The organism is Caballeronia sp. GAWG1-1 (genome assembly GCF_023631465.1).
In the GTDB taxonomy this organism is placed as follows: Bacteria; Pseudomonadota; Gammaproteobacteria; order Burkholderiales; family Burkholderiaceae; genus Caballeronia.
The window spans coordinates 19509-44063 of record NZ_JALQDB010000008.1 but is presented as its reverse complement, the minus strand read 5'-3'; the positions used below and the strand labels follow the sequence as shown (position 1 = coordinate 44063).

Below are 24555 nucleotides of genomic sequence, written 5' to 3'. Positions count from 1 at the left end.
CGTCTGACCGCCTTCGAGCCACACACGAACACGGCCCAACGCTGAAACATCGTTCCATTCACTTTGGCGCAAAACAAAACGCCTCCGTTCCGATGCGGAGGCGTTTTGCTTTCAGCGCGACGAAAGCCGACGCGCGCGGTTCAAAGAGAAGCACGCTCCTCATGCTGCGCTCCCACGCGCCTTTCGCTCATCGGCTGCGTGGCGACATCGAACGGGAAGGTCATGACCACCTGCAACCCGCCCGCAGGCTGATTGCCGACCTCGCATTCCCCGCCCGCGCGCCGTGCGAGCCGTTCGACGATAGCCAGTCCAAGGCCGCTATGTCCGCTGCCGCCGCGCGCCGGATCGAGCCGCACGAACGGCCGGCTCGCCTTGATGAGATCGTCCGGCGCGATACCCTTGCCGTGGTCCGAGACGGTCAACACCCAACCCTTTGCCGCGCGCCGCGTCGCAATGGCGATGGGCGCCGCGCCGTAGGCATGCGCGTTATCGAGGAGATTCGACAAGAGCCGGTCGAGCGTTGCCGCGGGCAGCACGAAATTCGGCCCGGCTTCCAGGTCGAGCCGAACCGGTTCCGCGGTCGGCGACACCGCGCGATACGTCCGCGCGATTTTCTCGCACTGCTGATCGACCGAAACGGGCTCGCTGCCATCTGGCCGGTCGTGCGCGAATACCAGAAATTGATCGACGATATGCGCCATGGAATCGACATCGCGCACTACGCCATCACGCACCTTGGCGTCGTCCATCATCTCGGCGCGTAGACGCAAACGCGCGAGCGGTGTCTTCAGATCGTGTGCGACGCCTGCGAGCATCACCGCGCGATCGTTCTCGGTTTGCGAGACTTCACGCACCATCTGATTGAAGCCGTGCGTCAGTTGCCGCAACTCACGCGGGCCGCGTTCGGGAACGGGCGGCGTCGGCTGACCGCGACCGAAACGCCCGACCGCTTGCGCCAGCGAGCGCAACGGATATTGCAACTGCCATGCGCCGAAGAGCGCGGCGAGCACGGCAGTCGAGAAAATGAGCGCGAGCCACAGCAGCATGCGGTCGCGGGAGCGCGGCGGCCGCAACGGCTGCACCGGCACGACGATCCAGCCGGCGTCCTTCGCGCCATGCACCCACACGCTGGGCGGCGCGCCGGGTTCGTTCAGGCGAACATCGGTGCCATCCGGCAGACGGTCTTTCAGGTCTTCGATGAAATGAGCGAGCGGCGGCGGCGTGTCTTCGTCGGGCGTTCGGGGCACTTCCGGGCTGTTGAGCGGAAAGATGCGCACGCGCGGCGGCAAGGGTTGATCGGGTGTGTTGGCCATGTGCTGACGCACGGCATCGACGAGAAATGCGGTTTCCTCGACGGCAAAACGCGTCTGCACGTTGTCGCGCTCGAAGCGGATGATGGCGAACCAAGCGACATGCGACAGCACCAGCATGCCGATGACGATGACGACCAGCCGCCCGAACAGCGTGTCAATTGCCCGGCGCATTTTGCTCGCCGTCCGGCACGAACACGTAGCCGCGCCCGCGCACCGTCTGAATGAAACGCGGCGCGGATGGATCGCTTTCCAGAATGCGCCGCAGACGCCACACCTGCACGTCGATACCACGGTCGGTGCCGTCGTATTCCGGCCCGTGCAGCAGTTCGAGCAGACGCTCGCGCGTCAGCGTGCGCATAGGGTTGTTGACGAAAATCTTCAGAAGCGCAAATTCGCTGCCGGACAAGGTGATCGGCCTGTCGTCCTGTTGCAGCGTGCGCGACTGGAAGTCGAGCCTGAAGCGCCCGAACGAATACGGCTCGCGCTGTTCCGGCGCAGCCGATGGAATGGTGCGGCGGCGGCGCAGCACGGCTTGCACGCGGGCAAGCAATTCGCGCGGATTGAACGGCTTGCCGAGGTAATCGTCCGCGCCGAGTTCGAGACCGACGATGCGGTCCACGTCGTCCGCGCGCGCGGTCAGCATGATGACGGGGATGTCGTCGCCCGATGCGCGCAGCTTTCTGAGCGCGGTCAGGCCGTCGACGCCCGGCATCATCAGGTCGAGCACGATCAGATCGGGGCGCTCGCGCTCCAGCCGGCGTTCCAGCGAACCGGCGTCGTGCAGCACCGAAACCTCGATGCCCTGCCGGACCAGATAGTCGCGCAGAAGGTCGCGCAGTTCGGCGTCGTCGTCGACGACAAGTATTTGCGTAGTCATGGGCTGAAGTTTAGCGCGTGAGACGTAACCGTTTGCCCGCAAGGATGCCGTAAAGGGTTACGGGGTGTTACCGCGAAAGCATCGCGTAAACCTGCGTAATAAGCAGCGACCGTGCCGTAACACGCCACGCGGCGCAAGCCTCTACGCTGTGTCTCACCGAAAAGCGCAAAAGCCTGGACGACCTTCTCGGAAATACCGTCGCAAGCGGCTTCGACGTTTCGGCATCGACAATCAATCAGGGAGTCTCACATGGGCAAGCAATATCGCATTCTTACTGCCGCCGCCACTGCAGTTGCACTGACATTCGGCGCCACGGCTTATGCCGCCACCAGCGACGCGCCTCCCGCGCCGCCGCCCGGCGGTCCCGCCATGATGGGTGGCCCCGGCGGTCCTGGCGGCCCTGGCGGTCATCGCATGGAAGAGCGCATGAAGAAGCAGATGGAGCAGCTTCATAGCCAGCTCAAGCTCAACGCAGATCAGGAAAAGCTCTGGCAGACCGCGCAGGACACCATGAAGCAGAACCGTCAGGCGATGCGCGAGAGCCACCGTCAGATGCACGAGCAGATGAAGTCGCTGGAGCAGCAGCCGATTCTCGACCTGAACGCCATGAACGCGGCGCATCAGAAGATCGAGCAGCAGAACCAGCAGTTGCGCGAAGGCACCACGACCGCATGGCTCAACTTCTATAACTCGCTGAACGATCAGCAGAAGACCACTGTGAGCACGGCGCTCAAGAAGCACTTTGCGAAGATGCGCGAGCACGAGCACAAGATGCACGAACGCTGGGGCAAGCGCGATGGTCAGCACGGCGGCCCGGGCGCCAGCGCGCCGGCTGGCGCTTCGGGTACGACGAAGCCCTGAGTTTCGTGGAGCGATGCCCGCCGTCGTGATACGGACGGCGGGCGCTTATGTTCAAGCTCTGCGTTCGCGCGAGCTGGCAGCATCATGCTGCTCTTAGCTTGAGACGCGGTGTTGCGCGTCAAAAAAAACCGCGAGGCGCTTTAGGCGCTTCGCGGTTTTGCGCTGCATAAATATTCTGTTCAACGGCTCTCCGGCACTTAACGTCCGCGCGAAGCATCTGCAGCGCCCGATCACCCTTCTTCGACCTCAAGCCAGATCGAACAACAGCACTTCCGCGCCTTCACCGCCTTCGACCGTGACTTTCGACACATCCTCGATCTTCGCGGCATCGCCGGCTTTCAGCGCTTCGCCGTTCACCAAAACCGCGCCGCGCGCCACGTGCACGTACACGCGCCGGCCAGCGGGAACATCGAAGTCCGCGCGCTCGGCGCCGTCGAAAAGGCCCGCGAAGATGCGCGCATCAGCGCCGATTTTTACGGAGCCTTCATCGCCTTGCGGCGAGGCGATCACACGCAGACGGCCGCGCTTTTCCTCATCGCCGAAACGCTTTTCTTCGTAGCCCGGTGCGTTGCCTTGTGCATCCGGAATGATCCAGATTTGCAGAAAGTGGGCCGTCTCGCTGGGCGAACCGTTGTACTCGCTATGCCGCACACCCGTTCCCGCACTCATGCGTTGCACGTCGCCCGGGCGGATGGTCGAACCGTTGCCCATGCTGTCGCGGTGCGCCAGCGCGCCTTCCAGCACGTAGCTCACGATCTCCATATCCCGATGTCCGTGCGTCCCGAAACCCTGTCCGCCCGCGACGCGATCTTCGTTGATCACGCGCAACGCGCCGAAGTGGACGTGTTCCGGATCGTGGTAGTCGGCGAAGGAGAAGCTGTGGTACGAGTCGAGCCAGCCGTGGTTGGCGTGACCGCGTTCGCTGCTGCGGCGAATCTCGAACATGATGTGTGCTCCCGTTGAATACGTTGAAATGCGATGGACAGAATGTAAGGGTGTCCACCCCGTCAAACAACGGGCACGCGGGCACTACACCGTCTCGCGCATGAGGGTAATCGGATGCCTCCGCTTCTCACCCGCGCATCTTCTGGCTTCGGGTAAAATACCGCGCTTTTCAGGCGGCCCTGTGGCCAGAGCCGGTCGGGAAAGCCCGTGAAGGCGCGTCTTTCGGCGTCCGCCAATTTTGGCCACCTAGAATACGCGCACCAAAGGCGTCATCTCCCGGAGCCCGAACCCCGCGCGCGGCGCGCGTCACGTTCGCAGTTTCCGGCACGTCGGGCACCTTTACAAGGAACCACCATGTTGCAAGGCTACGGTCCGCTGATCCTCGCGGGCACCTGGCAGACCGTCAAGCTGGCGGTGTTGTCGCTCGCGTTCGCCTTCGTGATCGGGCTGATCGGCGCGGCGGCGAAGCTGTCGAAGAATCGAATCGCCTCGGGCGTCGGCACCGTCTACACGACCTTGATTCGCGGCGTGCCCGATCTCGTGCTCATGCTGCTGCTCTTCTACAGCATCCAGATCTGGCTCAATCTGCTGACGGATGCCCTCGGCTGGGATCAAATCGATATCGATCCATTCCTGGCCGGCATTCTCGTGCTCGGGTTCATCTACGGCGCGTATTTCACGGAGACGTTTCGCGGCGCGTTTCTCTCGGTGCCGCGCGGCCAGCTCGAAGCGGGTGCGGCTTACGGCATGACGCCCTGGCAGACGTTCACGCGCATCATGTTTCCGCAGATGATGCGCTTCGCCCTGCCCGGCATCGGCAATAACTGGCAGGTGATGGTCAAGGCGACGGCGCTCGTGTCGATCATCGGTCTCGCGGATGTCGTCAAGGCCTCGCAGGACGCCGGCAAGGGCACGATGCGTTTCTTCTTCTTCACGCTGCTCGCCGGCGCGATCTACTTGGCCATCACCACGATCTCCAATTTCGTGCTGATCTGGCTCGAACGGCGCTATTCCATCGGCGTGCGCAAGGCTGACCTCTGATAGAGCCTGTCGGTTAAAAAAGAACGGCGGAATCCATGATCCAAATCATCCAGGAATACTGGAAGAACTACCTCTTCACAGACGGCTACCGCATCACCGGTCTCGCGATCACGATGTGGCTGCTGGTCATCTCCATCGGCCTCGGCTTTTGTCTTTCGATACCGCTGTCGGTTGCGCGCGTCTCGAAGAACAAATTGCTCTCGCGTTCGGTGTGGCTGTATACGTACGTGTTTCGCGGCACGCCGCTCTATGTGCAGTTGCTGCTTTGCTACACGGGCTTATACAGCCTGCAGGTCGTGCGCGATCACATGCTGCTCGCCGACTTCTTCAAGAGCGGCATGAACTGCACGCTACTCGCCTTCACGCTCAATACCTGCGCGTACACCACGGAAATCTTCGCCGGCGCCATCAAGGCGACGCCCTACGGTGAGATCGAGGCCGCGCGTGCGTATGGCATGTCGTCGTTCACGCTGTATCGGCGAGTGATTCTGCCTTCGGCGCTGCGCCGCGCGCTGCCGTACTACAGCAACGAGGTGATCCTCATGCTGCACGCGACCACCGTCGCGTTCACGGCGACCGTGCCGGACATTCTCAAGATTGCCCGCGATGTGAACTCGGCGACGTATCAGTCGTTCGAGGCGTTCGGCATTGCGGCCCTGCTCTATCTCGTCATTTCGTTCGCGCTCGTGTGGCTCTTTCGCCGCGCCGAGTATCGCTGGCTCGCGTACCTGCGGCCTCAAGGCAAATAAGTGGGCTGTTGAGCCGCAAGGACCCGTTCATGAATTCCAAGATGCACAAGCTTTTCGTCGACGACATCCACAAGCAGTACGGCAGCAATGAAGTGCTCAAAGGCGTTTCCCTCAAGGCGAATGCGGGCGATGTCATCAGCATCATCGGCTCGTCGGGTTCCGGCAAAAGCACGATGCTGCGCTGTATCAACTTCCTTGAACAGCCTAACCAAGGGCGCATTTTCGTCGATGGCGCCGAGCTGCGCACGCTGAAGGACAAGCACGGCGCGCTGAAGGTAGCCGACCAGAATCAATTGCGCGAAATGCGCTCCAAGCTGTCGATGGTGTTTCAGCACTTCAACCTGTGGTCGCACATGAACGTGCTCGAGAACGTCATGGAAGCGCCGGTGCACGTGCTCGGGCTCACGAAGAAGGAAGCGGAGGATCGCGCGCGGACCTATCTGGAGAAGGTCGGCCTCGCGCCGCGCGTGGAGAAGCAGTATCCGTCGCATTTGTCGGGCGGCCAGCAGCAGCGTGTGGCAATCGCGCGGGCGCTTGCCATGCATCCCGATGTCATGCTCTTCGACGAACCCACTTCGGCGCTCGATCCGGAACTCGTAGGCGAAGTGTTGAAGGTGATGCAGACGCTTGCCGAGGAAGGCCGCACGATGGTCGTCGTAACGCACGAAATGGCTTTCGCGCGAAATGTGTCGAATCACGTGGTGTTTCTGCATCAAGGGCGCATCGAGGAGGAAGGCCAGCCGGATATCGTGTTCGGCAGCCCGAAGAGCGAGCGGCTCAAACAGTTTCTATCTGGCAGTCTCAAGTAAGTCCTTTCCCCTTCCCTTTCTAAAAGCGCCCGCGAGGCGCTTTTTTTTCGCCCTCGCCAAGCGGGTCATGCCTTATCGGTAAGCTTTTCTCGCACTAGCGCTGCCGTGCACGTCCGTCAATAGGCGTGAAACCCGACTCCAGACGCGCTCCGCAACTGAAGCCTTATGCCACAAGGCTTTGCGGGCGATTTCCCAAGCTATGGGTAGTACACCTACCACATAGGCATTGCGTTTTTGACACAATCCTTTGCAGAACGCCAAATTTCTTTGGCGCTCATGACGTATTTTGATAGATTGCTACTCAAAGTAACAAAACGAACCGCAAAAAAAGTAGTTTTACTTCAAAAGATAAGAAAACGGAGGCAGACGCCCATCGACGGATCGGCGTCGGCATCGCGCACACGAGGCGCGACTCGCCCACGAGGATCATCGCCCTTGCGTGTCCTTCCTCCAAAAACGATTTCCGGTTGGATGCGCTCGCATCGAACCACACGGCAGCACTTGGGTTCCATTTATTGACAGGGTTGGAGGAGATGATGAAGAAAGCTTTGCTCGCGGCAGCAGCACTGCTGACGTTCAGCGCGGTGGCTCAGGCTCAAAGCAGCGTGACGCTGTATGGTCGCCTGGACGCAGGGCTTGAATATATGAACGGCGTGCCGACAGGCACAGGTCCCGGAGGCCAGGCCACCGGTTCCACCCACCGTTTCCGCGCGGAAAGCGGCGACTGGGGCACGAGCTTGTGGGGTATGAAGGGCGTCGAAGATCTGGGTGGCGGCTATCGCGCCGTGTTCCAGTTGGAAGGCAGCTTCAACACCATGACGGGTCAGGGCCCGGGCAACAACGGCATCTTCAATCGCTGGGCAACCGTCGGCGTCGCCAACAACCAGTTCGGTACGCTGTTGCTGGGCCGCGAACTGTTCATCGCGAACGGCGTGTGGGACTTCGATCCGTTCGGCCAGTCGAACTGGTCGTCGGCATCGCTGGTGCGTGGTCGTAACTGGCCGCAATCGAGCAACAACATTTCGTACCAATCGCCGAAGTTCGCGGGCTTTGACTTCTACGGTCAGTACGCGCTGTCGAACGCGACGAACTTCAACGGTAACGGCACGACGCCGCAAGGCCGCGAAGGTGGTGCTTACATCACCTACACGACGCCTCTGTTCCAGATTCGCGGTATGTACGATGAAATCCGCAACCCGGGCAACGGTCTGCTCGGCGGCGCGTACAACGCGGTCAACGGCGGCGCGGCAAACGCGGATCAGAGCAACGGCAACGGCGTCTACGCTTACTCGCGCGAGTACACGGCGATGTTCAACGTGTTCCTCGGTCAGTTCAAGATCCAGGGCGCTTACCAGGCTATCCGCTCGTCCGGCATGACGGGTCAGTTGCCCGGCCAGCCGACCACGCTCGACCACGAATGGGGTGGCGTGACGTGGCAAGCCACGCCGGCTGCAGCCCTTATCGCGGCGGTGTATCACGTGAACGGCAACAACGGCGCCGGCAACGCGAACATCTACACGATCGGCGGCTCGTATAACCTGTCCAAGCGCACCTTGCTGGACATCCAGGTGGCAACGGCGCAAAACAGCAAGGCCGCGAACTACGGTCTGAACGCCAACAACTACGGCACGGGAACCGCAACGGACAATCCGCTGCCGGGACACAGCCAGACTGGCGTGTATGCAGGCATCCAGCACTCGTTCTAAGCAACGAGGCTGAACAAAGAAAAAAGCTTTATCGAGTTTTCACGCTGCTGCGAGAGGCGCGTATCGGTGCGGTGCCCGAAAGGGTATCGCACCGTTTTTTATTGGGGCGATGAATGCGCTCGCCTTCGCGACATTAAGTATCAGATTGACAAACAAAACGACAAAAAGCTGGATTCGAAAAAAGTAGTTCTCCTTCAAAATTCAAACATCTGACGATTGATCTTCATGCAACAGGTGAGGATCGGTTGCTCGGTTCTGTAGTTTGAATTCAAAAAGGAGTGTTGGGGGATGATGAAGAAGTCTTTGATCGCGGCTGCCGCCTTGTTGTCGTTTAGCGCCGTGAGTTTCGCGCAGAGCAGTGTCACGCTGTTTGGCCGTCTGGACGCGGGCCTCGAATATATGAACGGCGTGCAAAACGCCGCCGGCACGGGATCGGCCAATCGCTTCAGGGCCGAAAGCGGCGACTGGGGCACGAGCCTGTGGGGCATGAAGGGCGCAGAGGATCTCGGCGGCGGCAATCGCGCCGTGTTCCATCTGGAAGGCAGCTTCAACACCATGAACGGGTCGGGTTCGACCGCCGGCATCTTCAATCGCTGGGCGACGATCGGTGTCGAGAACGATCGATACGGCACCTTCCTGCTCGGCCGCGAACTGTTCATCTCGAACAGCGTGTGGGACTTCGATCCGTTCGGCCAGTCGAACTGGTCGTCGGCATCGTTGGTGCGCAGTCGCAACTGGCCGCAATCGAGCAACAACGTTTCGTATCAGTCGCCGAAGATCGCGGGGTTCGACTTTTACGGCCAGTACGCGCTGTCGAACGCCACTAGCTGGAACGGCAACGGTTCGACGAAGCAGGGACGTGAGGCCGGTGCCGCGATCACCTATACGGCCCCGCTCTTCCAGATTCGCGGTCTGTACGATGAAATCCGCAATCCGGCTAACGGCACGCTTGGCGGAAGTTACGCGGACAGCAACGGCGTCTACTCCTACTCGCGCGAGTACACGGCGATGGTCAACGTGTTCCTCGGCCAGTTCAAGATTCAGGGCGCGTATCAGGCAATCCGTTCGTCGGGCATGACGGGCCAGTTGCCCGGTCAGCCGACCACGCTCGATCACGAATGGGGCGGTGTGACGTGGCAAGCCACGCCAGCCGCGGCGTTGATCGCGGCGGTGTATCACGTGAACGGCAACAACGGTGCGGGCAATGCGACCATGTATTCGCTGGGCGGCTCGTATAGCTTGTCCAAACGCACGTTGCTCGATCTGCAAGTGGCCACCGTGCGCAACAGTAAGACAGCGAACTACGGCTTGAATGCCAACGACTTCGGGTCGTCGCCTGGAACGGACAACCCGCTGCCCGGGCGCAGTCAAACTGGCGTGTATGCGGGGATTCAGCACTCGTTCTGAGTGAAAAGCTGAGATGCGGTGCCGTAAAAAAGCATCGCATCGTCCTGAAGAGGCGAGCTAGCCTTGCTTCGTCTTGTATATGAGACCGCGTTGCCAGCGCTTCGGCTAGCCTCGCGATGCTTTTGAAAACCGAGTTCGCAGCGTCAAGCCGACAAAGCCGCATACGAAAAAGCGCCTCCATGAAAAACACCCCAAAGGCTGGATCGATGTCCAACTTTTGGGGTGCAGTTCATTCTTCGGCGCCTTTTTTCAATCGAACAAGACGCACCCTACTCCCGCGCCGCGCCCGATGCCCCGTGGCTCAACCAATCCAGCACGGCCGCCGCATCGTCATCACTCGATTCACGCGCCTTCGCCACCGTCTCGCTCAGCGTCGCGCCCGGTTGCGGCGCGGCACGGCGAATAGCCACGCCGACAGCAAGAATATCGATGATCACGAGGTGCAGAATGCGTGAGATCATCGAGAGCTGCGACTCGCGTATCTCGATGTGATCCGTCTCCAGCGCCACCGTCGCGCGCTTGGCGAGCGGCGTGTTGCTCGACGTGATCGCAATGACCGTCGCGCCTTGCTGCATCGCCACTTCCAGCACGCGCAGCAGTTCGGGCGCGCGGCCCGATTTCGACACCGCCACGATCACATCGCCCTTGCCGAGCAATGCAGCCGACGCCGCCTGCATGTACAGATCGCCATAAGCGATAGTCGGGATGCCGAAACGGAAAAACTTGTAGTGCGCGTCCTGCGCGACGATATTCGAATTGCCGAGCCCGTAGAACTCGATACGCCGCGCGCCGTTCAGAATCTCGATTGCGCGCTCCACGTTCTCGAAGTTCAGATGCTCGCGCAGCTGCAAAATGGCCGACACGGTGTTGTCGAGCACCTTCGCGCCGAAATCGGTGGCGGTGTCGCCGAGATGCACCTGGCTGTGGCTCATCGGAATGGTGCCAGTCAGCCCGGTCGCAAGCTTGAGCTTGAAATCCGACAGCCCCTGGCAGCCGAGCGAGCGGCAAAAACGAATCACCGTGGGCTGGCTCACGTCCGCCTTGCGCGCGATATCGATGATCGGATCGCTGATGATCGAACGCGGATGGTTCAGCGCGAGATCCGCCACGCGCCGCTCGGCCGGCGTGAGCGCGTCGCGCATCTGGCGAATGCGCTCGAACACTGCCGACGAACCGCTATTCGCACGGTTCGACAACTGCTCGGACAAAATAGCCGAGACGCCGAGAAACGCCGGATATTCCGCCGTGATGATGTAAGTCGGAATGCTCGACAGATACTGCGAGAAACGTCCTTTCGACTCGAAGCGCGCGCGAAACGGCGACTTGTGAAAGAGTTCGCCGAGTTTGAGCACCACGCCGCCGCCAATATAGATGCCGCCGAGCGCGCCCAACGTCACCGCGATATTGCCCGAGAACGTGCCGAGAATGCTGCAGAAGCAGTTGACCGCTTCGAGCGCAAGCGCTTCGCCGGCATGCGCGCGATTGGTGACTTCGGCGCTCGTGAAATCCTCGGCGACATCTATCTCATCGCGCTCCGCGAACGCGCGGTAAATCAGCTCCAGCCCCGGCCCCGCCGACACGCGCTCGAACGAGACATGCGCAAACTTGCGGCGCGCATAGCGCATGACGAGGTCTTCGTTCTCGTCGAACGGAGAAAACGTGGCGTGACCGCCTTCGCTGCCGAGCGCGATCCAGCGGTCATCGGCGGGAATGAGGCCCGACACGCCCAAGCCGGTGCCCGGCCCGAGCAGACCGATCACGCTGTTTTGCCGGCGCGAACCGCCGCCGACCTGTTCGCGCTGCGCATCGGTGAGACCGGGCAGCGCCATGGCCAGCGCGGTGAAGTCGTTCACGAGGAGCAAGGTATCGAAACCGAGCGCGCGGCGCGTCGCTTCGATCGAAAAGCTCCAGTCGTGATTGGTCATCTTCACGTGATCGCCGTCGACCGGATTGGCGATCGCAATCGCCGCGTGATTCACGCGTGCGACCTTCGTGTCCTTCAGATACTGCTGCATCACTTCCGCGATGCCCGGGTAATCCGCGCCCGGATACACGCGAATCTGCCCGATCTCGCCGGGGCCCGTCTCCAGCGCGAAGCGCGCGTTGGTGCCACCGATGTCGGCGAGCAATCTCGGTCCGTCGGCGTGCTGGTTCGCGGCGGGCGCGGCCTTGCTATGCACACCAGTAGACATCGAGCTTCACTCCTTCTGCGTTGGCCAGGGTCGAGATGGCGTTCTTTTGCGGCGCGGCAAGCGCCGCGTTCAAGACGTCGAGTTTTTTCTGGCCGGAGATGAAGAGATACAACTGCTTCACCTGCTTGAGCGCGGACATCGACAGGCTCACGCGCGCGTGCGGCGCCTTGCCCGGATGCACCGCGACGAAGCGGTCCTGCGTCGAAATGGCGAAGTCCCATTCGGGCGCGTCGGCGAAGATGGATGCCGTGTGGCCGTCCTCACCCATGCCGAGCACGACGACATCGGGCAGATGGCGGCGCGGGTCGGCGTTGAGTTCGGCGACATGCGCTTCGAGCGGCTTCGAGACATCCACGAGCGGCAGAAAATACGCCGCCGCCGCCGCGTTCTGCAGCACCGTTTCGTGCGCGAAGCGCGAATTGCTGTCGGGATCGGTGTCGGGCACCCAGCGGTCGTCGACGAGCGTCACGTCGATATGCGCCCAGTCGAGCGGCTCGTGCGAAAGCGCCGCGAGAAACGGGCGCGGGCTCGAACCGCCGGATACGGCGAGCGTTGCGTGAGGGGTTTGCGTGGCCGCGGTTGCCGCGAGCGTTGCCTTCAGCGCGTCGCTGACGGCGTTCGCCAGCGCGTCCGAATGGGCGCGCGGATCGTCGAAAGTGCGAAGCTCGATCACTGCTCCTCCTGCTTGTCTGGTTTGTCGACCCGCTCTTTTTCGATGCCCCGAGCGGTTGCTTATAGCTTGCTTATGTTGTTTCGCGCTGCCGCCAGGCGACCGCGCGACGCCATCAATTCTCTTCTTCGAGCCAGCACGTGCCATGTTGCGCCAGCATCGCGCTCGATGCCGCCGGTCCCCACGTGCCAGCCGCGTAAGGCTTTGGCTTGCTCATCGGCTGGGCCCACGCGTTCAGGATCGGTTCGACCCAGCGCCAGGCCGCTTCCTGCTCGTCGCGCCGCACGAAGAGCGCGAGGCGACCATGGATCACATCGAGCAAAAGACGCTGATACGCCTCCATCTGCCCTTCCTTGAAGAACTGATCGAAGGCGAGGTCGAGGTGAACGCTCGCGAGATTCATGCCTTCGCCGGGCTGCTTGGCAAGGCAATATAGTCTGATGGTTTCGTTCGGTTGCAAGCGGATGACGAGACGGTTCGCGCCCGCGCGTAAGGCGTTCGTGCCGAGCGCCGAATGCGGCACCGCGCGAAAGTTGACGACGATCTCCGCGACGCGGTCCGCGAGCCGCTTGCCCGTGCGCAGGAAGAACGGCACGCCTGCCCAGCGCCAGTTCTCAATTTCAACTTTCAGCGCGACGAAGGTCTCCGTCGTGCTGTCCGGGCGCACACCCTTTTCCGTTGCATACGCCGGCACGGCAGCACCGCGTATCACGCCCGCGTGATACTGACCGCGCACCGCGACGCGGCTGATGTCGCGTTCATCCACGGGCTTGAGTGCGCGCAGCACACGCAGCTTTTCGTCGCGCACGGAGTCGGAATCCATCGAGTGCGGCGGTTCCATCGTCACGATGGAAAGCAGTTGCAGCAAGTGGTTCTGCACCATGTCGCGCAGCGCGCCGGTGTTGTCGTAGAAGTCGCCGCGCGCCTCCACGCCCAGTTCTTCCGCAATGGTGATCTGAATGCTTTCGACCCATTCGCGCCGCCACAGCGGCTCGAAGAGCGCATTGCCGAAGCGCAGCGCGAGCAGATTCTGCACCGGTTCCTTGCCGAGGTAATGGTCGATCCGGTAGATCTGCTCTTCCTGGAAGATTTCGCCGACGGCGTCGTTGATTGCGTTCGACGACTCGAGGTCGTAGCCAAGCGGCTTTTCGAGCACGATGCGCGCGTTCTGGTTCAGGCCGACGTCCGCGAGCGCGCGGCAGATCGGCACGAACAGCGACGGTCCGGTGGCCAGATAAAACACGCGCGTGCCTTCGTACTGGGCCATGACATCGCGCAATACGACGAAGTCTTCCGCGCGCCCGAGGTCGAGCTGCACGTATTGAATGCGCTCGAGAAAACTGCGCCACGCGGCCTCGTCCAAACCGTTCTTCGATACATGCGGCTTCACGTGCTCTTCGACCCAGGCGAGATATTCGCCCGGTTCCTGCGCGCCGCGCGCCACCGCGACGATTCTGCCGGCGGGCGCAAGCATGTTCGCGCGATGCGCCTCGAAGAGCGCGGGGAGAATCTTGCGCATCGACAAGTCGCCGGTCCCGCCGAAGAGAACGAAAGTGAAATTCGAGTCGCTTTGCATGAGTCTCCAGGCCGGTTCACTGATGTCGGTGAGGAAGCGCACGAAGGCGCCCGTAGTCCGATAAAATTTTTTTTGACACTGAATTGTAGTTTAACTACAATTCAAATCAAGAGGAAATGTCATCCGGGAAAAAAATGGCTTGTCAATCAGAAGATGAGTGTTTTCCCTAGGGCGTCTCTGAGCGCATGTTAACGGACTCCGCGCATCGCTGCTTTCAATGGCCCAAGCGCGTTTTGTCTGTCAGCAAAAATCAAAAGAGGAGACTGTCGTTGCGATTCAACCCACTCGTCTCTTGAGAGCCGTGCGGCCGTCAATCGGTACCGCCGGCTTTCGCGCGTCCTCGCTCACCGCTGCACGCGCGTTCTTCTGCGACACCGCCGATTCCCCGGTCATCCACGTTTTGCCCGTTTTTCCAACCGCGCTTCCTGGCGACATCAGGAGCCAATCGTTTCTTGTTAGGTGTCTGGAGGAGATAAACAATGAAAGTCCGTAAGCTCATGGGCGCGCTGTGCGCCGCAGGTCTTCTGTGCGGCGCGACGGCGTCGGCGGTTCAAGCTGCCGAAGCGGTTTCCGTGCTGCACTGGTGGACGTCGGGCGGCGAATCCAAGGCAGTCGGCGTGCTCAAGGACGACATGACGAAGCAGGGTTACACCTGGAAGGACTTCGCCGTCGCAGGCGGCGCGGGCGCTGCCGCGATGACCGCGCTCAAGACCCAGGTGATCTCGGGCAACGCGCCGTCGGCAGCACAGATCAAGGGTCCGTTGATCCAGGAATGGTCGGAGCAAGGCGTGCTCGTGCCGATCGATTCCATCGCCGGCGACTGGAAGAAGAACCTGCCGCCTGAAATCGACAAGATCATCCACGCAGACGGCCACTATGTCGCCGCGCCCTTCTCGGTGCATCGCGTGAACTGGCTCTACATCAACAAGGCTGCGCTGGACAAGGCGGGCGGCAAGGTGCCGACCACCTGGGCCGAGTTCTTCCAGGTCGCCGACAAGATGAAGGCCGCGGGCATCATGCCGATCGCCATGGGCGGTCAGCCGTGGCAAGACCTGACCTTGTGGGAAGACGTCGTGCTGTCGCAAGGCTCGGACTTCTACAAGAAGGCCATCGTCGATCTGGATCAGAAGACGCTGACCTCGGACAAGATGGTTCAGGTGTTCGACACCGTGCGCAAGATTCAGGGTTACTTCGATAACGGCCGCACCGGCCGCGACTGGAACCTCGCCACGGCCATGGTCATCAACGGCAAGGCGGGCATGCAGTTCATGGGCGACTGGGCGAAGGGCGAATTTGCCGGCGCCAACAAGAAGTCGGGTACGGACTACATCTGCGCCGCGGTGCCGGGCACGGAGAAGGCCTACACCTTCAACGTCGACTCGTTCGTGTTCTTCCAGCAGAAGGGCCAGAAGGCCGCGACGCCGGGCCAGCTCGCGCTCGCGAAGACCATCATGACGCCGGAGTTCCAGGAACAGTTCAGCCTGAACAAGGGTTCCATTCCGGTTCGTCTCGGCGTGAACATGGACAAATTCGACGACTGCGCGAAGAAGTCGTACTCGGATGAACAAGCGGCGATCAAGGGTGGCGGCTACGTGCCGTCGCTGGCTCACGGCATGGCTCAGGGCGATGCCACCGCCGGCGCCATCACCGACGTCGTCACGAAGTTCATGAACTCGTCGCAAGACTCGAAGAGCGCGGTGCAAGCGCTTTCGAACGCAGCGAAGACGAAGTAAGCAAGCCGTAACGGCGGCCCGTGGCGCACCTGCGCGCGGGCCGCTTCAAGCATTCGAACGCGCTCAAACGCCATACGAAGCAAAGCCATTGGCTCACGCGCACAAACAAGCGTATCCAAACGCCGGCGCATTACCAGGAGTCGAGTTGTGACTGCCTCCCTAAGCGGTACCGCGGAAAAACGTCCGCATCAGCCTCGCCGCGCGTCCGCGACGGCGGCGCTTGCCGATCGATGGATTCCGAAGCTGGTGCTTGCTCCCAGCATCTTGATCGCGCTGATTTTCGTGTACGGGTTCATCCTCATCACGGGCTATCTGTCGCTCACGAATTCGCGGCTCATGCCGCGCTACGAGTTCTCCGGCCTCGACCGATACCGGCAACTCTTCGACAACGACGTCTGGTGGACGTCCGCCGCCAATCTCGGCTGGTTCGGCATTCCGTTCATCGCAATCTGCGTCGGACTCGGTCTCTTTCTGGCCATCCTGCTCGACCAGAGAATCCGCAACGAAGGCGCGCTGCGCGCGATCTTTCTCTATCCGATGGCGCTCTCGTTCATCGTGACGGGCACGGCGTGGCAGTGGATTCTGAACCCGAGCCTCGGCATCGAGAAAGTGCTGCACGACTGGGGCTGGACGAGCTTTTCGTTCGACTGGCTCGGCAATCCGGACAAGGCGATCTTTTGCGTCGTGATCGCGGCGGTGTGGCAGTCGAGCGGCTTCGTGATGGCGCTTTTCCTCGCCGGCCTGCGCGGCGTGGACAGCGAAATCTTCAAGGCCGCGCAGATGGACGGCGCGGGCTTGCCGACCATCTACCGCAAGATCGTGATTCCAAGCATGCGCCCGGTGTTCTTCTCCGTGCTGCTGATTCTCTGCCACATCACCATCAAGACGTTCGACCTGGTCGTCGCGTTGACGGCGGGTGGTCCTGGCACGTCGTCGTCGCTGCCCGCCATCTTCATGTACACGTTCTCGTTCAATCGCGGCCAACTCGGCGTAGGCGCCGCTTCGTCGATGATGATGCTCGCCACCGTCGTCGCCGTGCTCGTGCCGCTCATGTATCTGGAATCGAGGAGCACCCGCAATGCAGCCTAAGATGACGATCAGCCGCACCGTCATTTATGCGGTGCTGATTCTGTTTGCGCTTTACTTCCTGTTTCCGATCTACGTCATGCTCTCGACGTCCTTCAAGGACCTCGATCAGCTTCGTACCGGCAACCTGCTCACGCCGCCCACGCACTTCACCTTCGCGCCGTGGGTCAAGGCGTGGCAGGAAGCTTGTACCGGCGTGCGTTGCGACGGCATGCAGCCGTTCTTCATGAACTCGGTGCGCATGGTGATTCCGGCCGTGCTGCTCTCGTCGATCATCGGCGCGTTCAACGGCTACGTGCTCACGCACTGGCGTTTCCGTGGCGCGGATGCGTTCTTCACCATGCTGCTCGTGGGCTGCTTCATCCCGTTCCAGGCCATTCTTCTGCCGATGGCGCGGCTGCAAGGCATGCTCGGCCTCTCGAACACGACCTCGGGCCTCGTGCTCGTGCACGTGATCTACGGCATTGCGTTCACGACCATGTTCTTCCGCAACTTCTACGTCAGCATTCCGGCTGAACTGGTGAAGGCGGCGCGCATCGACGGCGCGGGTTTCTTCACCATCTTCACGAAGATCCTGCTGCCGGTGTCGTTGCCCATTTTCATGGTGTGCCTGATCTGGCAATTCACGCAGATCTGGAACGACTTCCTGTTCGGCATCGTGTTTTCGGGCGTCGATTCGATGCCGATCACGGTGGCGCTCAACAACCTCGTGAACACATCCACGGGCGTGAAGGAATACAACGTCGACATGGCGGGCGCGATCATCGCGGCATTGCCGACGATTCTCGTCTACATGATCGCGGGACGCTATTTCGTGCGCGGCCTGACAGCCGGCGCGGTGAAGGGTTGATCGCCATTTTCGCGATCCCTTTCCGGCCAAGACAAACATAGAGGATTCACATGGCAAGCCTTTCCATCCGTGACGTGTACAAGACCTACCCGAACGGGGTGCCGGTTCTCAAGGGCGTCAACATCGACATCGAGGACGGACAGTTCCTGATTCTCGTCGGCGGCTCGGGTTGCGGCAAATCGACCTTGCTCAACATGATCGCGGGTCTCGAAACCGTGACGCGCGGCGACATCATGATCGACGGCAAGACGGTCAACAATCTCTCGCCGAAGGACCGCGACATCGCGATGGTGTTCCAGTCCTACGCGCTCTACCCTTCCATGAGCGTGCGCGAGAACATCTCGTTCGGCCTCAATATCCGCAAGGTGCCGAAGGACGAGCAGAAGAAGATCGTCGACCGCGTGTCGGAGACGCTGCAGATCGGTCATCTGCTCGACCGCAAGCCCGGTCAGTTGTCGGGCGGTCAGCGTCAGCGCGTGGCAATGGGCCGTGCGCTCGCACGCGATCCCGTCATGTTCCTGTTCGACGAGCCGCTGTCCAACCTCGACGCGAAGCTGCGTATCGAGATGCGCTCGGAAATCAAGCTGCTGCATCAGCGTCTGGGCACGACCATCGTCTACGTCACGCACGATCAGATCGAAGCGATGACGCTCGGCGACCGTATCGCGGTGATGAAGGACGGCATCGTGCAGCAGTTCGGCGCGCCGCAGGAAATCTACGACTCGCCCTCGAACCTGTTCGTCGCGGGCTTCATCGGCGCTCCTCCGATGAACTTCATCACCGGGAAATTGGTGGAAGCGGGTTCGGGCGTCGGCCTGCAGATCGACACGGGCGTGACGAAGAAGGTGCTGAACCTGCCGTTCGAAGCGAGCCGTCTGCGCGGCAAGGTTGGCCAGGACGTGATTCTTGGGCTGCGCCCGGAGCGTATCACCGACGCGCGTAACGCCCACAACGCGGACGACGCGCGCATGCAGCCCATCGACGTGCTGGTGGATGTGATCGAGCCGACCGGTCCGGACACGCTGCTCTTCGCGCAAGTGAACGGCAAGCGTATCGTGGCGCGCGTGCACCCGGCGTCGAACCCGCAACCGGCTTCGAACATGACTTTGCTGTTCGATGTGTCGAAGGCTGTGTTGTTCGACCCGCAGACGGAAGACCGGCTGGCCTAAGTTTCAGGCTTCGTCTTCGTTCGTGGAGAGCCGCGCGACATGCGCGGCTTTTTTGTTTTTGCTGATTTTTCAGCCCGATTTCCATGGGCGATGCCAGAAGCAGGCACAATCGGCATATGAAAACCTCTCTGCACCGTACATGAGTCTGCTTTCGTCGCAACCCGCTCTCGCCTGGCCTTCGGGTCAGCAATCCGATCCGTTCATCGGTCTCGAATCGCTCGACGATCCCAAGGTGCAAATCTGGGTCGATGCCCAGAACCGCCGCACCGAAGCCGCATTCGGCAACACGCCCGAGGCGCGCGCCCTCGCCTCGCAGCTCGAAAAGTCGTACACCTCGAAGGACCGCATCGTCACATGCTCGCGCTATGGCGAGTGGGGCTACAACACGTGGCAGGACGAAGCGCATCCGCTTGGCATCGTGCGGCGCACGCCGTGGAGCGCGTGGCTCGCGGGCACGCCCGAGTGGCAGATCATCCTCGACGTCGATGCGCTCGATCTCAATACCGACGAAACCGACGACACGCGCTGGGCGCTCGCCGACTTCGACATGCTCTACCCGACTTACGACCGCGCGCTCGTCAGCTTGTCGCCCGGCGGCTCGGACGCGTGCATGGTCCGCGAGTTCGATATCGAAGCACGCAGCTTTATCGAAAATGGCTTCGTGCTGCCGGATGTCGGCAAGCACGACATTTCGTGGATCGATCGCGATACGTGCTACGTCGGCTGGGACGACAGCAAGCACAACAAGAAACCCGCGTTGACGACATCGGGTTTTCCGCGCCAGGCGCGTCGCTGGAAGCGCGGCACGCCGCTCGCGGAAGCACCCGTGGTGTTCGAGGGTCAGCGTCGCGATGTCTCGGCGGGCGCGGATTACGATCCGCTCGAAAAGCTGCATCTCGCCTCGCGCGCGGTCACGTTCTACGACACGCTGCACTTCTGGCTCGATGAAACCGCCAACGCGTGGCGTCAATACGATCTGCCGACGCACGTCGAAGTCGAGCACTGGAACGGCTGGCTGTTCGTCACGCCGCGCGAAGCGTGGAAGACGGGCGGCGTGCGTCACGAAGGCGGGACCTTGCTCGTCATCCGCCGTGACGCGTTTCTCGAAGGCGCGCGCGATTTCACGGTGCTGTTCAAGCCATCGGACAGGCGCGTGCTCGCGGGCATCGACTTCACGAAGCATTGGCTGATCGCAAGCCAAATGGACGACGGCACGCCGCGCGTCACGCTCCTCGCGCCGCCCGCCGATTACAAGACGGCGTGGAACGCGCGCGATTTCGCGCTGCCCGAAGCGAGCCAGTCTTACGTCGATTCCATCGACAGCGAACGGGACGACACGGTGCTCATTCACGTCGAGCATTTTCTGATGCCGCCGTCGCTCTACTTCGCGGATCTTGCGAGCGACTTGCCCTGGCAACTGCTCGCACGTTTGCCCGCGCAGTTCGACGCGAGCGGCATGTCGGCGGTGCGTCATCACGCGATCGCGAAAGATGGCGAGCGCATTCCGTACTGGCTGATCGGCCGTGGCGCGGATGTGTCGACCGATGCGCGGCCTTGCCTGCTCTACGGCTATGGCGGCTTCGAAGTCGCGCTCGATCCGCATTACGATTCGACCACTGGCATTGCGTGGCTCGCGCGCGGCGGGCTGTTGGCCATCGCGAACATTCGCGGCGGCGGCGAGTTCGGGCCGCAATGGCATCAGGCGGCGCTGCGCGAAAAACGGCAAGTCTCGTTCGACGACTTCATCGCGGTGGCTAAAGCGCTGGTCGCGAGCGGCGTGACCACGGCCAGGCAGCTCGGCATTCGCGGCGGCAGTAACGGCGGTTTGCTCACCGGCGCGTGCATGGTGCAGCGGCCCGAGCTTTTCGGCGCGGTGCTGTCGGAAGTGCCGCTGCTCGACATGGCGCGTTTTCATTTGCTGCTGCAAGGCGCATCGTGGATCGACGAATACGGCGACCCCGACGATGCCGACGACCTGCGTCATCTGCTGGCGTATTCGCCGTATCAGAACGTGAAGGCGGATGTCGATTATCCGGCGTCGTTGTTCACGTCATCGACGGCGGACGACCGCGTGCATCCCGGTCACGCGCGCAAGATGGCCGCGAAGATGCAGGCGCAAGGGCACGAAAACGTCTGGTATCAGGAAACCGGCGAAGGCGGACACGGCGCGGGCGTGGAGCCGGAAGCCGTGGCGCAGGCGGAAGCGGCGGCATTTACGTTCCTGGCGATGAAGCTTGGGCCGCTCGGGTGACAAGTCGAACCGTCGTCGCGCGAACGAAGTCCGAAAACCTCGCCAGGCGGCGAGGTTTTTTAATCGCGCAACGCGCCTCAAACCTTGACCGGCGCAGCATGCGAACGAAGCACCAACGTACGCCCGAGAAAAGTCAGCACGCCGCAGACCCCGATCACGATGCCCATGCCATGCGGCGATACATCGTGGAACAACCCGACCGCAAGACTCGATAGCGCGCCGAGCGCAAGCTGCATCGCACCGAAGACAGCGGCGGCCGCGCCCGCATTGCGCGGATAGCGGTGCATCAGTTCCGTCGTGCAGTTCGCCGCGAGCAGGCCAACCACGCCGACCACGAAGAACAGACACACGACGATCGACCACAGCCCGCCCCAACCCGTCAGCGAAACGAGCGCGACGGCAAGCGCCGCGATCACGCTGACGAAGGCCGCGCCGGAGATCATCTTCATCGCGCCGAGGCGGCCGACGAGCTTCGTATTCAACACGTTCCCGCCAATGATGCCGACGATATTCAGCCCGAACAGCAGCCCGTAATACTGCGGCTTCACATGGAAATAGTCGATGTAGACGAAGGGCGTCGCCGTGATGTACGCGAACATCGACGCGAACGCCATGCCGCCGCACATCATGTGGCCCCAGGTGACGGGGTCGCGCAACAAGTGCCCGTAAGCCGCGAACGAAGCGCCGAGCGCGGAGCCCGCGCGCTTTTCCTTCGGCCAGGTTTCGGGTACGCGCAGAAAAGCGGTGATGGAGCACGCCACGCCGAAGAGCGTGAGCGCGGCAAAGACCACGCGCCAACCGCCCAACAGCAGCAATTGCCCGCCGATCAACGGCGCGAGCAGCGGACCAATGGACGTAACGATGGACAGCATCGACAGGACGCGGGCGGCATCGGCGGGCGCGTGGGCATCGCGGGCGATGGCGCGCGCGAGCACGGAAGCCGCGCCCGCACCGAGCGCCTGCAGGAAGCGCACGAAAACGAGGGCGTCGATGGACCACGCCACCGCGCACGCGACGCTCGCAAGCGCGTACAGCGCAATGCCGCCGAGCAGCACCGGCCGGCGGCCATAGGCGTCGGAAAGCGGGCCATAGAGCAACATGCCGAACGAGAAGCCGAACATGAAACTCGTGAGCGTGCTTTGCGCGGCGGCAGGCGTCGTGCCGAACGCGGCGGCGAGCGACGGCAGACTCGGCAGATACATGTCGATCGACAAGGGACCGCAGGCGGCGAGCGCGCCGAGCAACAGAATCAGCCGGCCATCGGGCCGGCGGGCAGTGGTGTCAGGCATTGGACTCGGAAAAGACGAAGGTGCAGAGCGGATGCCGCGCGCGTGCTGCATCGGCGCCGGGCGAGGCCATTGTACGCGTCGATCCGCTAAGCTCCGGCTTTAAGCCATCCACTTATTCTCGTCAAACCCATGACCGCGTTTCTCCTGATCTGGAGCCCGAAGAAATGGCCGTGGCCCGAACTGCCCGACTGTGCGCGACGCGTGGCCGCAGGCGAAGCCGTCGCCGACGTCTGGGGCTGCGGCACCGCGCGCGGCCTCTTGCCGGGTGACCGCGTGTTCGTGCATCGCGTGACGCAGCAGCCGAAGGGCGTGTTCGCATCGGGCTATGTGACGCGCGCGCCCTACGAAGTGCCGGATGCGCACTCAAAGCGCGGATACCGGCTGTGCATCGATTTCGTGTACGACTGGCTCGTCGACGCGAACGAGCAAGTCGTCGTCACGCGCGACGAACTGCGCGCGCATCCGCTTTCCGTGCAGACGTGGGACGCGCAGAGTTCCGGCACGATCATCAAGCCGATGGCGGAAGGCGCGCTCGAAAAGCTGTGGACTGCGCGCACCGGGCGACGCGGGCGGCCGAACCCGCTCGAATATGACGACTCCGGTACAATTTGAAGCATGTTTTTCGCACCGGACCGCGCGTCGGCATCAACCGTGCGCCGCGCTTTTGCCGCTTTGAGCGGAGCGTCGAGTCCGTTGCGTATTTCGCATCCACAACCGTGCAGGCCTCATCCATGTCCAAGAATCAAGCCCTCTTCGAACGCGCTCAGCAAACCATTCCCGGCGGCGTGAATTCGCCGGTGCGCGCGTTCCGCTCGGTCGGCGGCACGCCGCGCTTCATCGAGCGCGCGGAAGGCCCGTACTTTTGGGACGCCGAGGGCAAGCGCTATATCGACTACATCGGCTCGTGGGGCCCGATGATTCTCGGCCACGTGCATCCCGAAGTGCTCGACGCCGTGCAGCGCGTGCTCGCTCACGGTTTCTCCTTCGGCGCGCCGACGGAGGCGGAAATCGAGATCGCCGAGGAAATCTGCAAGCTCGTGCCGTCGATCGAACAGGTGCGCATGGTGTCGAGCGGCACCGAAGCGACCATGAGCGCGCTGCGTCTCGCGCGCGGCTTCACGGACCGCAGCCGCATCGTCAAGTTCGAGGGTTGCTATCACGGTCACGCGGACAGTTTGCTCGTGAAGGCGGGTTCGGGCCTGCTCACGTTCGGCAATCCGACTTCGGCGGGCGTGCCCGCGGATATCGCGAAGCACACCACCGTGCTCGAGTACAACAATGTCGAGCAACTGAACGAAGCCTTCGCGGCGTTCGGCGCGGAGATCGCCTCGGTGATCGTGGAGCCGGTCGCGGGCAACATGAATCTCGTGCGCGCAACGCCCGAGTTCCTGAACGCACTGCGCGCGCGTTGCGACGAGTACGGCTCGGTCCTGATTTTCGACGAAGTGATGTGCGGCTTTCGCGTCGCGCTTGGCGGCGCGCAGCAGGTCTACGGCATCAAGCCCGACCTGACCTGCCTCGGCAAGGTGATCGGCGGCGGCATGCCGGCTGCGGCCTTCGGCGGGCGCCGGGACATCATGGCGCATCTCGCGCCGCTCGGCGGTGTGTATCAGGCAGGCACGCTGTCCGGCAATCCCATCGCGGTCGCGGCCGGGCTCAAGACCTTGCAGCTGATCCAGCGCCCCGGCTTCTACGACGACCTCGCGAAGCAGACGCGCAAGCTAGTCGATGGCCTGAGCGCCGCCGCGCGCGATGCCAAGGTGCCCTTCTCGGCCGACTCCATCGGCGGCATGTTCGGCCTTTACTTCGCCGAGCAGGTGCCGGTGAGCTTTGCCGAAGTCACGCAGGGCGACACGCGGCGCTTCAACGCGTTCTTTCACGCCATGCTCGATGCCGGCGTGTATTTCGCGCCATCGGCATTCGAAGCCGGTTTCGTCTCCAGCGCGCACGACGACGCCGTGATCGACGCAACCCTCGAAGCGGCGCGCGGCGCATTCGCGTCGCTCGCCGCTTAAACCTCGGGCGCGGCGA

20 protein-coding genes are annotated in these 24555 nt (G+C 62.2%); 13 read left to right on the top strand and 7 right to left on the bottom strand.

The genetic code is table 11. The annotated features are described in order from the left end of the window. Window positions 1-140: 140 nt before the first annotated feature. Window positions 141-1484, bottom strand: a complete 1344-nt coding sequence (locus tag NCT03_RS04285) for an ATP-binding protein (protein WP_250492037.1) — start codon at window positions 1482-1484, stop codon at window positions 141-143. Further along, window positions 1468-2190: a response regulator gene (locus NCT03_RS04280; protein WP_244827440.1), complete on the bottom strand. Its 723-nt coding sequence runs from the start codon at window positions 2188-2190 to the stop codon at window positions 1468-1470. Before NCT03_RS04280 ends, NCT03_RS04285 begins: the two co-directional genes overlap by 17 nt. A gap of 249 nt (window positions 2191-2439) precedes the next feature. Here NCT03_RS04280 and NCT03_RS04275 point away from each other — a divergent pair, with 249 nt between their 5' ends. After that, window positions 2440-3051 (top strand): Spy/CpxP family protein refolding chaperone, encoded by a 612-nt coding sequence (locus NCT03_RS04275; RefSeq protein WP_250492036.1) that lies wholly within the window; start codon window positions 2440-2442, stop codon window positions 3049-3051. A 246-nt stretch (window positions 3052-3297) separates the two neighbouring features. Here NCT03_RS04275 and NCT03_RS04270 read toward each other — a convergent pair whose 3' ends face one another. After that, a complete protein-coding gene (locus tag NCT03_RS04270; RefSeq protein WP_250463968.1) occupies window positions 3298-3996 on the bottom strand; it encodes a pirin family protein in 699 nt (232 codons plus the stop codon). 354 nt (window positions 3997-4350) lie between these two features. Between NCT03_RS04270 and NCT03_RS04265 the strand changes: the two genes are divergently transcribed. The 5 genes from NCT03_RS04265 (at window position 4351) to NCT03_RS04245 (ending at window position 9708) form a co-directional block, all read left to right on the top strand. Further along, complete coding sequence (locus NCT03_RS04265) at window positions 4351-5037, top strand: ABC transporter permease (protein ID WP_244827437.1); 687 nt, start codon at window positions 4351-4353, stop codon at window positions 5035-5037. A 35-nt stretch (window positions 5038-5072) separates the two neighbouring features. Continuing rightward, complete coding sequence (locus tag NCT03_RS04260; RefSeq protein ID WP_244827436.1) at window positions 5073-5786, top strand: ABC transporter permease; 714 nt, start codon at window positions 5073-5075, stop codon at window positions 5784-5786. 29 nt (window positions 5787-5815) lie between these two features. Then, window positions 5816-6595, top strand: a complete 780-nt coding sequence (locus tag NCT03_RS04255; protein ID WP_284503036.1) for an ABC transporter ATP-binding protein — start codon at window positions 5816-5818, stop codon at window positions 6593-6595. Window positions 6596-7131: 536 nt separating this feature from the next. Beyond that, complete coding sequence (locus NCT03_RS04250; RefSeq protein ID WP_244827992.1) at window positions 7132-8301, top strand: porin; 1170 nt, start codon at window positions 7132-7134, stop codon at window positions 8299-8301. A 291-nt stretch (window positions 8302-8592) separates the two neighbouring features. Next, window positions 8593-9708, top strand: a complete 1116-nt coding sequence (locus NCT03_RS04245) for a porin (protein WP_244827991.1) — start codon at window positions 8593-8595, stop codon at window positions 9706-9708. Window positions 9709-9977: 269 nt separating this feature from the next. Here NCT03_RS04245 and NCT03_RS04240 read toward each other — a convergent pair whose 3' ends face one another. The 3 genes from NCT03_RS04240 to zwf all read right to left on the bottom strand — a co-directional run bounded on the left by NCT03_RS04240 (window position 9978) and on the right by zwf (window position 14146). After that, on the bottom strand, window positions 9978-11900 hold the full coding sequence (locus NCT03_RS04240) for a bifunctional transcriptional regulator/glucokinase (RefSeq protein ID WP_250492035.1): 1923 nt from the start codon (window positions 11898-11900) through the stop codon (window positions 9978-9980). Further along, complete coding sequence (pgl, locus tag NCT03_RS04235) at window positions 11881-12573, bottom strand: 6-phosphogluconolactonase (protein ID WP_250463966.1); 693 nt, start codon at window positions 12571-12573, stop codon at window positions 11881-11883. The genes NCT03_RS04240 and pgl overlap by 20 nt, the downstream gene beginning before the upstream one ends. Window positions 12574-12685: 112 nt before the next feature. Continuing rightward, window positions 12686-14146: a glucose-6-phosphate dehydrogenase gene (gene zwf, locus NCT03_RS04230; protein WP_244827433.1), complete on the bottom strand. Its 1461-nt coding sequence runs from the start codon at window positions 14144-14146 to the stop codon at window positions 12686-12688. A gap of 479 nt (window positions 14147-14625) precedes the next feature. Here zwf and NCT03_RS04225 point away from each other — a divergent pair, with 479 nt between their 5' ends. From NCT03_RS04225 to NCT03_RS04205, 5 genes are all read left to right on the top strand, one after another. After that, complete coding sequence (locus NCT03_RS04225; protein ID WP_244827432.1) at window positions 14626-15879, top strand: ABC transporter substrate-binding protein; 1254 nt, start codon at window positions 14626-14628, stop codon at window positions 15877-15879. Window positions 15880-16026: 147 nt separating this feature from the next. Next, a complete protein-coding gene (locus tag NCT03_RS04220) occupies window positions 16027-16968 on the top strand; it encodes a carbohydrate ABC transporter permease (RefSeq protein ID WP_370652092.1) in 942 nt (313 codons plus the stop codon). After that, on the top strand, window positions 16958-17815 hold the full coding sequence (locus NCT03_RS04215; RefSeq protein ID WP_244827431.1) for a carbohydrate ABC transporter permease: 858 nt from the start codon (window positions 16958-16960) through the stop codon (window positions 17813-17815). Before NCT03_RS04220 ends, NCT03_RS04215 begins: the two co-directional genes overlap by 11 nt. 50 nt (window positions 17816-17865) lie before the next feature. Beyond that, entirely contained in the window at window positions 17866-18984 is a 1119-nt protein-coding gene (locus NCT03_RS04210) for an ABC transporter ATP-binding protein (protein WP_244827430.1), read from the top strand. A 139-nt stretch (window positions 18985-19123) separates the two neighbouring features. Further along, window positions 19124-21235, top strand: coding sequence for a prolyl oligopeptidase family serine peptidase (locus tag NCT03_RS04205; RefSeq protein WP_250492034.1), 2112 nt, complete (start codon window positions 19124-19126; stop codon window positions 21233-21235). Window positions 21236-21312: 77 nt separating this feature from the next. Here the strand turns inward: NCT03_RS04205 and NCT03_RS04200 are convergent, their stop codons facing one another. Next, window positions 21313-22524 carry a Bcr/CflA family multidrug efflux MFS transporter gene (locus tag NCT03_RS04200; protein ID WP_250463959.1) on the bottom strand — a complete coding sequence of 404 codons (1212 nt, stop codon included), beginning with the start codon at window positions 22522-22524 and terminating at the stop codon, window positions 21313-21315. A 129-nt stretch (window positions 22525-22653) separates the two neighbouring features. On the opposite strand from NCT03_RS04200, the gene NCT03_RS04195 reads away from it, so the two are divergent. After that, window positions 22654-23136, top strand: coding sequence for a hypothetical protein (locus NCT03_RS04195; RefSeq protein WP_244827427.1), 483 nt, complete (start codon window positions 22654-22656; stop codon window positions 23134-23136). Window positions 23137-23255: 119 nt separating this feature from the next. Beyond that, window positions 23256-24539, top strand: coding sequence for a glutamate-1-semialdehyde 2,1-aminomutase (gene hemL, locus NCT03_RS04190; protein WP_250492033.1), 1284 nt, complete (start codon window positions 23256-23258; stop codon window positions 24537-24539). The last annotated feature ends 16 nt before the right edge of the window (window positions 24540-24555 follow it).